Below are 13248 nucleotides of genomic sequence, written 5' to 3'. Positions count from 1 at the left end.
TCTTTTTTACTGTTCATTAAAATTTATTTCCTAAATCTTAATCTTCAAATTCTTCTCTAAGAATACGCTTCACATCTTCAATTGTTTCCTCTTCAAGATCTACCATATTCAGAAGACTTTCAGTCTCTTTATCCAAAACAGACTTAGCAGTTGTAAGACCTACTTTCTTAAATTCATCCAAAATCCATTGTTCGATATCGTCATTAAATTCTCTCAATTCAACATCGTCATCTTCACTAGACTCTCTGTATACATCGATTTCGTATCCGGACAACCAAGAAGCCAGTCTGATATTCTGCCCTTGTTTTCCAATCACTTTAGAAATCTCTTCAACCGGAGTATAAACTAGTGCATAGTTCGCCTCCTCGTTGATGTCAATTTTATTGATGGTAACATTTCCTAAAGATCTTTTCACCAAAATTTCAGGGTTTTTAGACCACTGAATCACATCGATGTTCTCATTTTTCAACTCTCTCACAACGCCATGAATTCTTGATCCTTTCACACCCACACATGCTCCTACCGGATCGATTCTGTCATCATAAGCATCTACTGCAATCTTCGCCTTTTCACCAGGAATTCTCACTACTTTTTTCAGCATAATTGTTCCGTCCTGGATCTCAGGAATTTCCAGCTCCAATAATTTCTCTAGGAATTTTGGTGCAGTTCTGGAAATAATAATCTGCGGTTTTGAACCTTTAAAATCTACTGTTTCTACAATAGCTCTGATGTTTTCACCTTTTTTAAAGAAGTCAGACGGGATTTGATTTTCTTTCGGAAGAATAAATTCATTTCCTTCATCGTCTAAAAGAATCACGTGCTTGTGACGGATGTGGTGAATCTCTCCTACCACAATCTCCCCGATCTTATCTCTGAACTGCTCATAAAGCATTGCATTATTGTGCTCCTGAAGTTTTGTTGCCAAAATCTGCTTCAAGGTAAGAATGTTTCTTCTTCCTAACTGAGCCACAGGAATTTCCATTGTAAAATCTTCACCCACCTCAAAAGTCGGGTCAATTTTCTTTGCTTCAGAGATCTCGATTTCAAGATCATCATCTTCAGACATCTCGTCTTCAACAATTGTTTTGTTTAAGAATATCTGAAAATCTCCTTTATCAGGGTTTACAATCACATCAAAATGATCATCAGAATCATATCTTTTTCTCAAAAGAGTCTTAAGAGAATCTTCAATAATTGCCATCAGATCGATCTTACTGATCCCTTTTTCGTCTTTAAAATCACCAAAGGATTCAATCAACGCTATATTATCCATTTATCTTTTTTTCTTATTTAAAATTTAATTGCTACTAGAGCTTTTTTAATCTCAGAGTAAGGAATTTCCTTTTCCTCCTCTACATCCACTTTTCCTTTACCGATATCTTTCGGCTTACGGTAACGTAGAACCAAAGTAATTTTTTCTTCGTCTACTTTTGCCAGTTCTCCTTCAATTTTAGAAGAGTCATTCAATAAAATATCAATATCTCTTCCAATATTTTTCGCAAACTGTCTTGGTGTTGCCAACGGCTCACTCAACCCTGCAGACATTACCTGCAGACTAAAGTCATGCTCTTCACGGTCCATATTAAATTCAATGGCGCGGCTTGCATCTAAACAATCCTGAAGAGAAACTCCATTATCACCATCCAAAATCACCGTAATATCGTCTCCTGCAGAAATCTTTAAATCTATCAGAAACAAATCCTTTCTGGTCTCAAGGAACTCGTTTAATAATTCTTCTATTCTTTTTCTAAACTCCATAATTTTTATGATTTACTGTACGAAAAAAGGCTTTCCTCAGAAGCCTTCTCATTGTTTTTATCCGTAAATCTTTTGCAAATATAATACATTTTTACTTAAAACACAAATAAGTCTAATAATCAGACGAATAAGTTTTATTGTAAATGAACCGTGAACCAAATCGTAATTATCGGAAACTGTGAGAGTATTTTTAGTATTTTTGTCATGAATTATTAAAAACATATACTTTGAATATTACAATAGTAGGAACAGGATATGTAGGCTTGGTAACAGGAACTACACTTGCAGAATTGGGAAATTCGGTTTACTGTGTTGATATTGATGAAAAGAAAGTGGAAGGAATGAAAAACGGTATCGTTCCTATCTATGAACCGAATCTTGAGGAAATGTTCCTTAGAAATATACAGGCAGAACGTTTATTTTTCACCACCAATTTAAAAGAAGCTTTGGATAAAAGCGAGGTTATTTATCTTGCGTTACCAACTCCTCCGGGTGAAGATGGCTCTGCAGACCTTTCTTATGTATTACAGGTTGCCAATTCTATTGGTGAAATGATGACGGAATACAAAGTAGTTGTAAATAAAAGTACAGTTCCGGTAGGAACAGCAGATAAGGTAAGAAATGTGATTGCCTCAAAAACCGACCTTCCTTTTGATGTGGTTTCAAACCCTGAATTTTTACGCGAAGGTTTTGCGGTTGAAGACTCAATGAATCCTGCGAGAGTAGTCGTTGGATCAAGTTCGGAAAAGGCTAAAGAAATCATGGCAACAATTTACCAGCCATTTACCAATACCGGCATTCCTATTATATTCATGGATGAAAAATCATCGGAGCTTACAAAATATGCAGCCAATTCATTTTTAGCAGTAAAAATCACGTTCATGAATGAAATTGCAAATTATTGTGAAAAAGTAGGTGCCGATGTTGACAAGGTACGTCTTGGAATGGGAAGCGATGATAGAATCGGACACAGATTCTTATTCCCGGGAATTGGATATGGAGGAAGCTGTTTTCCAAAAGATGTAAAAGCTTTAATTAAATCCGGAAAAGACGAAGAATTTAATTTTCAGATCCTTGAAGCTACAGAAAACGTTAATATCTCTCAGAAAGTCATTTTAGTTTCTGAGATCGAACAATATTTCGGAGGAAGCATTGCAGGAAAAACCATCGCTTTATGGGGACTTGCTTTTAAAGCGAATACCGACGATATCAGAGAAGCTTCTTCACTGGATAATATTGAATTATTATTAAAGAAAGGAGCAAAAATTATTGCTTATGATTCTGTTGCAGAAAAGAATGTGCAGAAAGTATTGGGCAACAAGATCGAATATGCAAAAACCATGTACGAAGCTCTTGAAAATGCAGATGCATTATTCATTGCAACGGAATGGCCTGAGTTTAAAAATCCAAATTTTAAACTGATGGGTGAGAAAATGAAAAATAAGGTTATTTTCGACGGAAGAAATATGTATCCTTTGGAGATTCCTGCACAGAATGGTTTTTATTATAAAAGTATCGGTAGAAAAACGATTACAAATTGATTCTCTCACCTAAAATAGCAGTTTTAGTACCCTGCTACAATGAAGCTTTAACTATTGAAAAAGTGGTTAAGGATTTTCAGCACCATATTCCTGAAGCTGAAATTTTTGTTTACGACAACAATTCTAAAGACGCCACTGTAGAACTTGCTACAAAAGCAGGTGCCATTGTCGGGAATGAAAAAAAACAGGGAAAAGCGAATGTTGTTTTCAGAATGTTCAGAGAAATTGATGCTGATCTTTATATCATGATAGACGGCGACGACACCTATCCTGTAGAATGTATTCGTGAAATGGTAGATCAATTTATTGAAAACAACTGTGACATGCTTGTTGGGGACAGGCTTTCTAACAAGAGTTATAAAAAAGAAAATAAAAGGGCTTTTCACAATTTCGGAAACAATCTGGTTCGAAACCTCATCAATATTTTCTTTGGTTCGGAACTAAAGGATATTCTTTCCGGCTACAGAATTTTTTCAAGAAAATTTGTTAAAAATTACGCAAGTTCCATTAAAGGATTTGAATTAGAAACTGATCTTTCCATCTATGCTTTGCATTACGGACTTGCGATAGAAGAATATTCTATTAATTACCGAGACAGACCGGAAGGAAGTGTTTCAAAACTGAACACTTTTACCGACGGATTCAAGGTTATTAAACTTTTTTTCAATCTTGTAAGACTTTATAAACCTCTTTTATTTTTCGGGATGGTTTCTATTGTCCTTTTTGTGTTGGGAATTCTCTTTATGATTATTCCTATCCGAGAATATTTTGAATATCAATATGTTTATAAAGTTCCCACATTAATTTTTTCAATCATGCTCATTATCGTTTCCATACTTTCTCTTGCCACAGGTTTAATTTTGGACAACATTAGTATTATTGACAAAAAGAATTTCAAAGTGCGGTATAATAACACCAACTAGCATGAAAAAAGAATTCTGGTTTTTACTGTTTACCCTACTTTTCTTTTTGAATACACAGTTCAATGCATTTCATCTGATTCCTAAAGAAAAATTTGAATATAGTAAACTTGAAGAATCAGAAACGCTTGTCATTGGAAAAATCATGAATTCCGAGCACGGAAAAATCATGGATGATGGCGGATTTACCGGAACCTATTATTTTAAAGACAGCGGAAACGGAAGATCTATCGTCGGAAAGCAGGTTTACGAGAAGTATATCAGGAATGAAATCCCCGAAAAAACAGCTTATGATCCGTACAAAACCCAAATTGGTGGACAAGCAATTTTATACAGTTTATTTGATAAAGCTTTCGGTTTTGATAATGTTATCAATCTTGAAATTTTCAGAATCTTTAATTCTCTTTCCTTAAGTATTTTATTAACTCTATTTCTTTATTGGGTTAGTCAAAAATTTAATTTTAGAGTTTCAGCTATTACTTTTCTACTCCTTCTACCTAATTATTGGCTGTTTCTATATGGAAAAAGTAGTTGGTGGTGTAATTGGGTGTATTTTCTTCCTTTTGTATATGGCTTACTGCTTTTTAAAAAGAATAAAAGTCCGGATTTCAGAAAATATATTTTTACGCTTTCATTCCTTTTCTTTTTAAAATTCTGGTTTACCGGATTTGAATTTATTACTGTATTTCTAATCAGTTCTTCAATTCCTTATATATATTACCTTTTTGAAAATAAGATTTCATTTTATTGGAATTTCATTTGGAGACATTTTATCATCTTAGCGATTCCTCTACTGATTAATATTAGTTTTTTGTTGTATCAGTTTTACTTTCTTACCGGAAATATCCAAACCGGAATTTATCATCTTAAAGATGCTTTTTTCAGAAGATCTAGTAGTGAATATTTTTATGATCAAAGCCAAAATTATTTGATCTTATTAAAGAAGTTTCACTTAGATATTATTACCCGATATTTAGGAAATTCTTTCATTAATGAAGATTTCACATTGATAAAAATACCGTTTGCTACGATTTTGTTTCTAGGTGTTGTTTGCTCAATTTATTTATACATAAAAAACATTGACAGAAGATTGGTTTTCACAACGTGGTTTTCTATTGCAGCCCCTTTCAGCTGGTTTATTCTGTTTCAACAGCATGCACATATTCACAAACATATAGATTTTTTTATTTGGTATTGTCCTTTTCTTATTTTGATAATACTTTTAATATCTTTGACGCTAAATTCCTTTTTGAAAACATTAAAATGAAAAATATCATTATTACCGGCGGTGCCGGATTCATTGGCTCTCATGTTGTAAGAGAATTCGTAAAGAATAATCCTGAAACTACGATTATTAATCTTGATGCTCTTACCTATGCAGGAAATCTTGAAAACCTGAAAGATATCGAGAACGAACCTAATTATGTTTTCGAAAAAGCAGACATCACAAAGCCTGAAGAACTAAGAGCAATCTTTGAAAAATATAATCCTGACGCCGTGGTTCATTTAGCTGCTGAAAGTCATGTAGACAGAAGCATCACAGATCCAATGGCGTTCATTAATACAAATGTAAACGGAACAGCCAATTTGTTGAATCTTTGTAAAGAATTCTGGACATTGAACGATGAGCACACTCATGGAAGATTTCCAAACGAAAAAAGAACGAACCTTTTTTATCATGTTTCAACAGATGAAGTATACGGAAGCTTAGGAGAAACAGGTTTTTTCTTAGAAACTACGTCTTATGACCCTCAATCTCCTTATTCTGCATCCAAAGCAGCTTCAGATCATTTGGTAAGAGCCTATGGAAATACTTATGGTATGCCATTTATTGTTTCTAACTGTTCTAATAATTACGGTCCGAATCATTTTCCTGAAAAGCTGATTCCTCTTTGTATTTCGAATATCATCAATGAAAAACCTCTTCCAATTTACGGAGACGGAAAATATACAAGAGACTGGCTATTTGTCATTGACCACGCTAAAGCTATTCATCAGATTTTTAATGAGGCGAAAACCGGAGAAACTTACAACATCGGAGGTTTCAACGAATGGCAAAATATTGATTTGGTAAAAGAGCTTATCAAGCAGATGGATGAAAAACTAGGAAAACCTTCAGGATACTCTGAAAAACTAATTACTTATGTAAAAGACAGACCAGGACACGATAAGCGCTATGCTATTGATGCCACGAAACTGAACAAAGATTTGGGTTGGAAGCCGTCTGTAACTTTTGAAGAAGGATTAGGAAAAACAATTGACTGGTTCTTAGAAAATCAGGAATGGTTGGAGAATGTAACCAATGGAGATTACCAAAACTACTACGAAAAACAATATAATTAAATTCAAAATCACAATACGTTAGATGAAAGGAATTATTTTAGCTGGTGGCTCAGGAACGAGATTATACCCTCTTACTATTGCCGTAAGTAAACAATTGATGCCGGTTTATGATAAACCAATGATCTATTATCCGTTATCAACATTACTTCTGGCGGGAATTAAAGACATTTTGATTATCACAACTCCCCATGATCAGGCTGGATTTATCAAGCTTTTAGGAGACGGTTCTCAGATCGGGTGTAATATAGAATATGTGGTTCAGCCAAGTCCGGACGGATTAGCGCAGGCTTTTATTTTAGGAGATCAATTCATTGGAAACGATCCTGCTGCACTTGTTTTAGGGGATAACATTTTTTACGGATCAGAAATGGGCACCTTATTAAAAAACAAGACCAATCCTGATGGGGGTGTTGTTTTTGCCTATCATGTTTCAGATCCTGAAAGATATGGTGTTGTAGATTTTGATGAAGATTTCAAAGCGGTTTCTATTGAAGAAAAGCCTTTACAACCAAAATCCAATTATGCAGTTCCCGGACTTTACTTTTATGATAATGAAGTTGTGGAAATTGCTAAAAATATTCAGCCATCACACAGAGGCGAATTAGAAATTACGGATATCAATAATGTTTATCTTCAAAAAGGAAAACTGGAAGTAGGCGTTCTTGACAGAGGAACAGCATGGCTGGATACCGGAACTTTCGATTCTCTTCATGATGCTTCGGAATTTGTAAGTGTTATTGAGAAAAGACAAGGTTTCAAAATCGGATGCATTGAAGAAATTGCATGGAGAAATAAATTCATCAATGAAGAAAAGCTTCTTGAAACCGCAGTTAAATATGGCAAAAGCGGATATGGTGAATATCTGAAAAACTTAATAAAAAAGTAAAATCAAAATTTTAAAATATTGTTAAACTATCAACTATTCGTTGATAGTTTTTTTGTTATCCCAACAAATATTAATACCTTAGTTGAGACTTTTTTATTAAAAATGAAAAGTATTTAAGTAATTAAAAAAAACACGAATGGATCAACCACAAAAGTGGACAGAAACAATAGAAGACAAACACTCTTTATTTGACTTAAAATTAAAAGAAGTCTGGAGATATAAAGATCTTGTATATATGTTTGTAAAGAGAGATTTTGTATCAGGCTTTAAACAAACAATATTAGGTCCTATTTGGTTTTTTATCAATCCTATCTTAACAACGATAGTGTATCTGATCGTTTTTGGAAAAATTGCCAATCTGCCAACGGATGGAGCTCCAAAACTTTTATTTTACTTAGCTGGAGTAACTCTTTGGAACTATTTTTCTTCTGCATTAACAGGAACATCATATACATTTTCAGGAAATGCTGCCATTTTTGGAAAAGTATATTTCCCGAGACTTGTGACCCCTATTTCCATTGTTATTTCAAACCTTATGCGATTCGGAGTACAAATGCTTCTGTTTGTAATCGTATGGATTTATTATTTATCGAAGGGAGAAATACATCCTAACTGGTGGTGGATTTTAATTACTCCTTTTTTGATTCTCTTAATGGCCGTGTTTGCCTTAGGAACCGGAATGATATTTTCATCTCTTACCACGAAATACAAAGACCTCAATATGATTTTAGGATTTGGCGTGAGTTTATATATGTATGCAACACCCGTCATTTATCCAGCTTCAGCACTCACCGGAGTATTTAAAAAAGTATCCTATTACAATCCTCTTACAGGCATTTTCGAATGTTTCAAATATTCCTGGCTTGGGGTTGGAGATTTTTCTCCGCTAATGTTAGGAATCAGTACAATTATAATTTTCATTATCTTTATGATAGGTCTTATCATCTTTAATAAAGTTGAAAAAACATTTATGGATACCGTATAAGGTATTTAAAATTTAATATTATAGAAGTTAATTAGATGCTAGCTTTAAAAGCAGAAAACATATCAAAGCAATACCGTCTCGGCCAAGTAGGAACCGGAACGCTCTCTCATGATCTCAACCGATTTTGGTACAAAATAAGAGGTATGGAAGATCCGTATTTAAAAATCGGTGAAGCCAATGACAGAGCAACAAAAGGAAATTCCGATTATGTTTGGTCTTTACGCGACATCAATTTCGAGATAGAACAAGGTGATGCTGTAGGAATTATCGGAAGAAATGGAGCCGGAAAATCGACCCTCTTAAAACTCTTAAGCAAAGTAACCAAACCTACTACCGGGAAAATATACACCAACGGAAGAATTGCATCCCTATTGGAAGTAGGAACAGGCTTTCACCCTGAAATGACTGGCCGCGAAAATGTTTTTTTAAACGGAGCTATCTTAGGAATGACCCGCAAAGAAATCACAAGAAAATTTGATGAAATTGTAGATTTTTCAGGCGTAGAAAGATACATTGATACTCCTGTGAAAAGATACTCATCAGGAATGTATGTTCGATTAGCATTTGCCGTTGCAGCCCATTTAGAATCAGAAATCCTTATTGTAGATGAAGTGCTGGCTGTTGGTGACGCAGAATTCCAAAAGAAATGTCTTGGAAAAATGGGAGATGTCAGCAAAGGAGAAGGAAGAACGGTATTATTTGTAAGCCACGATCTAAACTCTGTTGCTCAGATATGTAACACCGGAATTTTATTAAATAAAGGAAAAGTAGAGCGTATAGGTACTGCTATAGACACCATTGGAACCTACCTTAATGCTGAAAACGAAGACATCACATATACCAACCAAGGAGAAACCAGCCATAAAAACATGTTTATTAAACAAATAGACGTTTTTAAAAGTAATGGCACAGTTTCCAAAGAATATACTTATGATGAACCTATCAATTTCAGATTCACCATAGGAATCAACCAGAAAATTGAAAACGCAAGTTTTTTCGTTACTATTTTAGATGCAAGAAAGCGACGAATTTTTTCCTGTGAAAGAGATTTTGTGAGTGAAGAAATGATCTTAACCTTAGAGCCTAATTTATTGGCCAGAGGAAAATATTCGATCCACGCTTTTATTAATCAACCTAAAATACAGCAACTGGATATGGTAGAAGATGTTTGTAAATTTGTTGTAATAGATACCGGTTCATACCTTTCTAAACATGGCGATTACGACTATGGAGCCGTTTTCGGAAAATACCATTGGGAATAATGATACAAAAAATAAAAAAACTGCTCGAAATATATAAGAGAGAAAGGTACTTTGAAAACGTTCAGGATGTACCCAGTCCTAAAATTGGCATTAGTCCTAAAGAAAAAAAGCGACTGACAGAATCTACTACTTTTCAACAGGAAACTGCACAAGTTTTTGGTTTAGACTTCGCCTTTTCTCACGGTCCGTCTCTTTTACATTCTTTAGAAGAAATCTTTGGCGAGGATATTTATTTGTTTGAGAATGATAATGACAGTCCTTACATTATAGATTGTGGTGCGAACATTGGAGTAAGCTTACTATATTTCCAGAGAAAATACCCGAAAGCTAAGATTCTCGCTTTTGAACCCGACGAAAACATTTTCAACATACTTGAAAAGAACATCAATACCTTTCAACATCCGTCTACTGAGATAAGACAAGAAGCTGTTTGGATAAAAGACGAAGATCTTCAGTTTTATTCTGAAGGAGGTTTAGCAGGATCTTGCGTGACTGATTTTGCAAAAAAGAATCAGGTTATCACCGTGAAAGCGGTAGACCTGAAAAAATTTTTGCAGCAACCCGTAGATTTTCTAAAAATTGATATTGAAGGCGCTGAAAATACATTAATATTTGACATTGCCGATTCTCTAACAAATGTAAAAAACCTTTTCTTAGAATATCATGGCATATTAGATGAAGAACAGAATTTAGGCGAAATCCTTAACCTGTTAAAGTCGAAAGGATTTGAATATTATATTCGAGTTGCAGGGGAGACTATTATCCATCCTTTCTGTAATGAAAAGCCAAAAGCCTTCAACCAGCAGCTAAATATATTTTGTTATAGAAAAAAATAAAATGCTTTCAATAATAATTTCTACCTATAAACCCAATTTACTTCAGCAACTTACTCAAAATATTGCAGAAACGATTGGTAATATAGACTATGAAATTATTTCTATCAATAATCCTGGAATAATGGGAATATGTGAAGCCTATAATAAAGGAGCAGCAAAAGCCATTTATAACAATTTTCTTTTTCTTCATGAAGACGTAAAATTTCATACAGAAAATTGGGGACAAACACTACTCCATCATTTATCACCGAAAGATATAGGTGTTATTGGTCTAGCAGGTTCTTCTTATGTTCCGAAAACACCTTCAGGTTGGCATCTTCCTGATAATAGATACAATCATTTAAATATCATTCAAAGAGATATTGATAACACAATTATTCATGAACAGATAAACCATCATCAAAAAACCAAAATTTTTGCAGTTGATGGTGTATTTCTGGCTGTAACCAAAAAAGTATTTGATGAGTTTAAATTCAGCACATCACTCAAAGGCTTTCATGGTTATGATTCTGATTTTAGTTTAAGAGTTAGTAAAAAATATACAAACTATTTTGTTCCGGATATTTTACTTGAACATTTTTCGATAGGAAATCCTGATAAAACATGGTTTGACAACAACATTCTTGTCAGGAAATTTGTTGGAAGTAATTATAATTCCTCTAAAGACATTCAATTAGAAGGCGAATTATATATAAAGTTTTTACATCAGTTTTACACTTATTACACGGCTAATATTAAAAATATATTTCTGGTTTTTCGTTTTCTCCCTTTTAATCTTTCTAAAAACAAGTATTCTGAAATATTGAAGTTTTTTAAAATCATCATTCGATATCCTAAAGCTTTTTACAAAGGATAGAATTAACCCATTATTTAATATTTTTTTGTAATATTAAGTGAAGAAATAACTCCTCACAAAAGTTTACTCCTTATTGTATATATTTTAATGAATCAACTTGCGATCATCATTCCTTATTACAAAATAGATTTCTTTGAAGAAACCTTGAAATCTGTGGCGGCGCAAACCAATCAAAACTTCACCCTGTATATTGGTAACGATGCAAGTCCTAATAATCCACTTCCAATTATTGATAAGTATTTTGAAAAAAATAACTATCATTATTTTGAATACAAAAGTAATATTGGTGGTCAGAATTTAGCTTTGCAATGGGAAAGAATTCTTGAAAATGTACAGGAAGAATGGGTTCAGATTTTAGGTGATGACGACTGTATTTCTCCAGATTTTGTAGAAGAATTTTATAAGATTTTGCCCGCTGTACAAAAAAACGGTATTACTCTTATAAAGTGCGGTCAACAATGGATTGATGAAAATAACAATCATCTGGAATCCCACATTTATAACTTCGATAAAGTATCCGCAGCCGAAATTTTTATAAAAAAATATAAAGTAGAAATTCGCAGCAGCCTTTCAGAAAATATTTATCAAACTAAAATTGTAAAAAAACAAAAATTTGTAAAATTACCTTTGGCTTGGGGAACTGACGATTTATCTCTTTTAGACTTTTCTAAAAACGGTTATATTCAATACATTCCAAAATTATTGGTAAGTGTAAGGATTTCTGCAGAAAGTATTTCAGGTTCTGACCAATATGAAAAACTAAAAAAGCAAGCTATTCATCAATTACAGGAAAGAATAAGTTGTCAATTTAGTGACAAACTTCCTGATCGTTTTGTAGAGGAAACAATTGAAAATTATCTTAGTACGAGTTATTATGAAAACTCAAAAGTTAATATAAAAGTTGCATTTTATTATTTAAAAAAATTTCAAATAAAGCAATTTTTAAAAGCAGCCCGAAAAGTTTATTACATTAATAAAAAAGCTCAATAATTATCTTAACTAATTCTACATTTATTATATTTGATAACATAAACACAATATGCCAATTATTTCAGTCATAATTCCTTGCTACAACCAAGATCAATATTTGGATGAATGTCTGCAATCTGTCTCAGATCAAACGTATACAGATTGGGAATGTATTATTGTGGATGACGGTTCATTGGATCACACTGAAGATGTAGTAAAAAAATGGATCGAAAAAGATTCTCGTTTTCAATATTTAAAAAAGATAAACGAAGGAGTATCTTCAGCAAGAAACTTAGGCATTGAAAAAGCATCCGGAGAATGGATTTTACCTTTGGATGGAGATGACAAAATAGGTTCAAAATATTTAGAGCTTGCCTCAAAAGAATTCCAAAATAATGTTGATATCATTTATTCTATCGGAGAATACTTTGGTGAAAAAAGTGGCATTTTTGCTTCCGAACCATTCGATTACCCATCCTTTTTGATGGAAAATCAAATATTTTGTTCTGCTTTTTTTAAGAAAAGTGACTGGAAAAAAATTGGAGGTTACGATACTGCAATGAAAGGAGGTTATGAAGATTGGGAATTTTGGATCCATCTTTCAGCAGATAAAAATCAGTTGAAAGTAAAACATCTCAATGAAATCTGTTTCTTTTACCGAATCAAACCGGAATCAAGAAACGTAGATGCTATGCAAAAAAATGATGCTTCTCTTCGGGATTATATTTACCATAAACATCCTGAAGTATTTTATAAGAACCTGAATTCTCTTAAAGAATATTATCACGAAAATCAAAAGCTAAAAAGAGAAAATCAACATCTCAAAAATTTAGTAAACAGTAAAAGAAATGTTTTGATGAATCGTATTTTAAATTTTTTCGGAAAATAAACT

The 13248-nt window shown here is 33.3% G+C and carries 13 protein-coding genes; 11 read left to right on the top strand and 2 right to left on the bottom strand.

Features of this window, described 5'->3' with window-relative positions; genetic code table 11:
• Positions 1–37 precede the first annotated feature (37 nt).
• Both nusA and rimP read right to left on the bottom strand, forming a co-directional pair.
• Positions 38–1273, bottom strand: coding sequence for a transcription termination factor NusA (gene nusA, locus RM51_RS00645; protein ID WP_039363881.1), 1236 nt, complete (start codon positions 1271–1273; stop codon positions 38–40).
• A gap of 17 nt (positions 1274–1290) precedes the next feature.
• Positions 1291–1758, bottom strand: coding sequence for a ribosome assembly cofactor RimP (rimP, locus tag RM51_RS00640; protein ID WP_039363878.1), 468 nt, complete (start codon positions 1756–1758; stop codon positions 1291–1293).
• A 227-nt stretch (positions 1759–1985) separates the two neighbouring features.
• On the opposite strand from rimP, the gene RM51_RS00635 reads away from it, so the two are divergent.
• The 11 genes from RM51_RS00635 (at position 1986) to RM51_RS00585 (ending at position 13245) form a co-directional block, all read left to right on the top strand.
• Complete coding sequence (locus RM51_RS00635) at positions 1986–3299, top strand: UDP-glucose dehydrogenase family protein (RefSeq protein ID WP_039363875.1); 1314 nt, start codon at positions 1986–1988, stop codon at positions 3297–3299.
• Entirely contained in the window at positions 3296–4222 is a 927-nt protein-coding gene (locus tag RM51_RS00630) for a glycosyltransferase family 2 protein (RefSeq protein WP_228375755.1), read from the top strand. The genes RM51_RS00635 and RM51_RS00630 overlap by 4 nt, the downstream gene beginning before the upstream one ends.
• 1 nt (position 4223) lies before the next feature.
• Entirely contained in the window at positions 4224–5486 is a 1263-nt protein-coding gene (locus RM51_RS00625; RefSeq protein ID WP_039363872.1) for a hypothetical protein, read from the top strand.
• Positions 5483–6562 (top strand): dTDP-glucose 4,6-dehydratase, encoded by a 1080-nt coding sequence (rfbB, locus tag RM51_RS00620; protein WP_039364549.1) that lies wholly within the window; start codon positions 5483–5485, stop codon positions 6560–6562. Before RM51_RS00625 ends, rfbB begins: the two co-directional genes overlap by 4 nt.
• Before the next feature lie 22 nt (positions 6563–6584).
• Positions 6585–7448 carry a glucose-1-phosphate thymidylyltransferase RfbA gene (rfbA, locus tag RM51_RS00615; protein ID WP_039363869.1) on the top strand — a complete coding sequence of 288 codons (864 nt, stop codon included), beginning with the start codon at positions 6585–6587 and terminating at the stop codon, positions 7446–7448.
• A 136-nt stretch (positions 7449–7584) separates the two neighbouring features.
• Positions 7585–8433 carry an ABC transporter permease gene (locus RM51_RS00610; RefSeq protein ID WP_039363865.1) on the top strand — a complete coding sequence of 283 codons (849 nt, stop codon included), beginning with the start codon at positions 7585–7587 and terminating at the stop codon, positions 8431–8433.
• Positions 8434–8468: 35 nt separating this feature from the next.
• The gene (locus RM51_RS00605) at positions 8469–9695 is read left to right on the top strand and encodes an ABC transporter ATP-binding protein (protein ID WP_039363863.1); all 1227 of its coding nucleotides are present in this window, start codon (positions 8469–8471) and stop codon (positions 9693–9695) included.
• Positions 9695–10531, top strand: coding sequence for an FkbM family methyltransferase (locus RM51_RS00600; protein ID WP_052248340.1), 837 nt, complete (start codon positions 9695–9697; stop codon positions 10529–10531). The genes RM51_RS00605 and RM51_RS00600 overlap by 1 nt, the downstream gene beginning before the upstream one ends.
• 1 nt (position 10532) lies before the next feature.
• A complete protein-coding gene (locus RM51_RS00595) occupies positions 10533–11387 on the top strand; it encodes a glycosyltransferase (protein WP_039363860.1) in 855 nt (284 codons plus the stop codon).
• 87 nt (positions 11388–11474) lie between these two features.
• Complete coding sequence (locus RM51_RS00590; RefSeq protein WP_052248339.1) at positions 11475–12377, top strand: glycosyltransferase family 2 protein; 903 nt, start codon at positions 11475–11477, stop codon at positions 12375–12377.
• 49 nt (positions 12378–12426) lie between these two features.
• Positions 12427–13245, top strand: a complete 819-nt coding sequence (locus tag RM51_RS00585) for a glycosyltransferase family 2 protein (protein WP_039363857.1) — start codon at positions 12427–12429, stop codon at positions 13243–13245.
• Positions 13246–13248: the final 3 nt, after the last annotated feature.

This window comes from Chryseobacterium taiwanense (assembly GCF_000813825.1).
GTDB classification, from domain to species: Bacteria; Bacteroidota; Bacteroidia; order Flavobacteriales; family Weeksellaceae; genus Chryseobacterium; species Chryseobacterium taiwanense.
Note: the sequence above shows the minus strand (reverse complement) of the source record. Positions and strands in the feature narration are given on the sequence as shown.

Bases quoted from the DNA above. Each gene is read 5' to 3' on its own strand.
- nusA (WP_039363881.1), bottom strand. From the start codon at position 1,273: ATGGATAATATAGCGTTGATTGAATCCTTTGGTGATTTTAAAGACGAA.
- rimP (WP_039363878.1), bottom strand. From the start codon at position 1,758: ATGGAGTTTAGAAAAAGAATAGAAGAATTATTAAACGAGTTCCTTGAG.
- RM51_RS00625 (WP_039363872.1), top strand. From the start codon at position 4,224: ATGAAAAAAGAATTCTGGTTTTTACTGTTTACCCTACTTTTCTTTTTG.
- rfbB (WP_039364549.1), top strand. From the start codon at position 5,483: ATGAAAAATATCATTATTACCGGCGGTGCCGGATTCATTGGCTCTCAT.
- rfbA (WP_039363869.1), top strand. From the start codon at position 6,585: ATGAAAGGAATTATTTTAGCTGGTGGCTCAGGAACGAGATTATACCCT.
- RM51_RS00610 (WP_039363865.1), top strand. From the start codon at position 7,585: ATGGATCAACCACAAAAGTGGACAGAAACAATAGAAGACAAACACTCT.
- RM51_RS00605 (WP_039363863.1), top strand. From the start codon at position 8,469: ATGCTAGCTTTAAAAGCAGAAAACATATCAAAGCAATACCGTCTCGGC.
- RM51_RS00600 (WP_052248340.1), top strand. From the start codon at position 9,695: ATGATACAAAAAATAAAAAAACTGCTCGAAATATATAAGAGAGAAAGG.
- RM51_RS00595 (WP_039363860.1), top strand. From the start codon at position 10,533: ATGCTTTCAATAATAATTTCTACCTATAAACCCAATTTACTTCAGCAA.
- RM51_RS00590 (WP_052248339.1), top strand. From the start codon at position 11,475: ATGAATCAACTTGCGATCATCATTCCTTATTACAAAATAGATTTCTTT.
- RM51_RS00585 (WP_039363857.1), top strand. From the start codon at position 12,427: ATGCCAATTATTTCAGTCATAATTCCTTGCTACAACCAAGATCAATAT.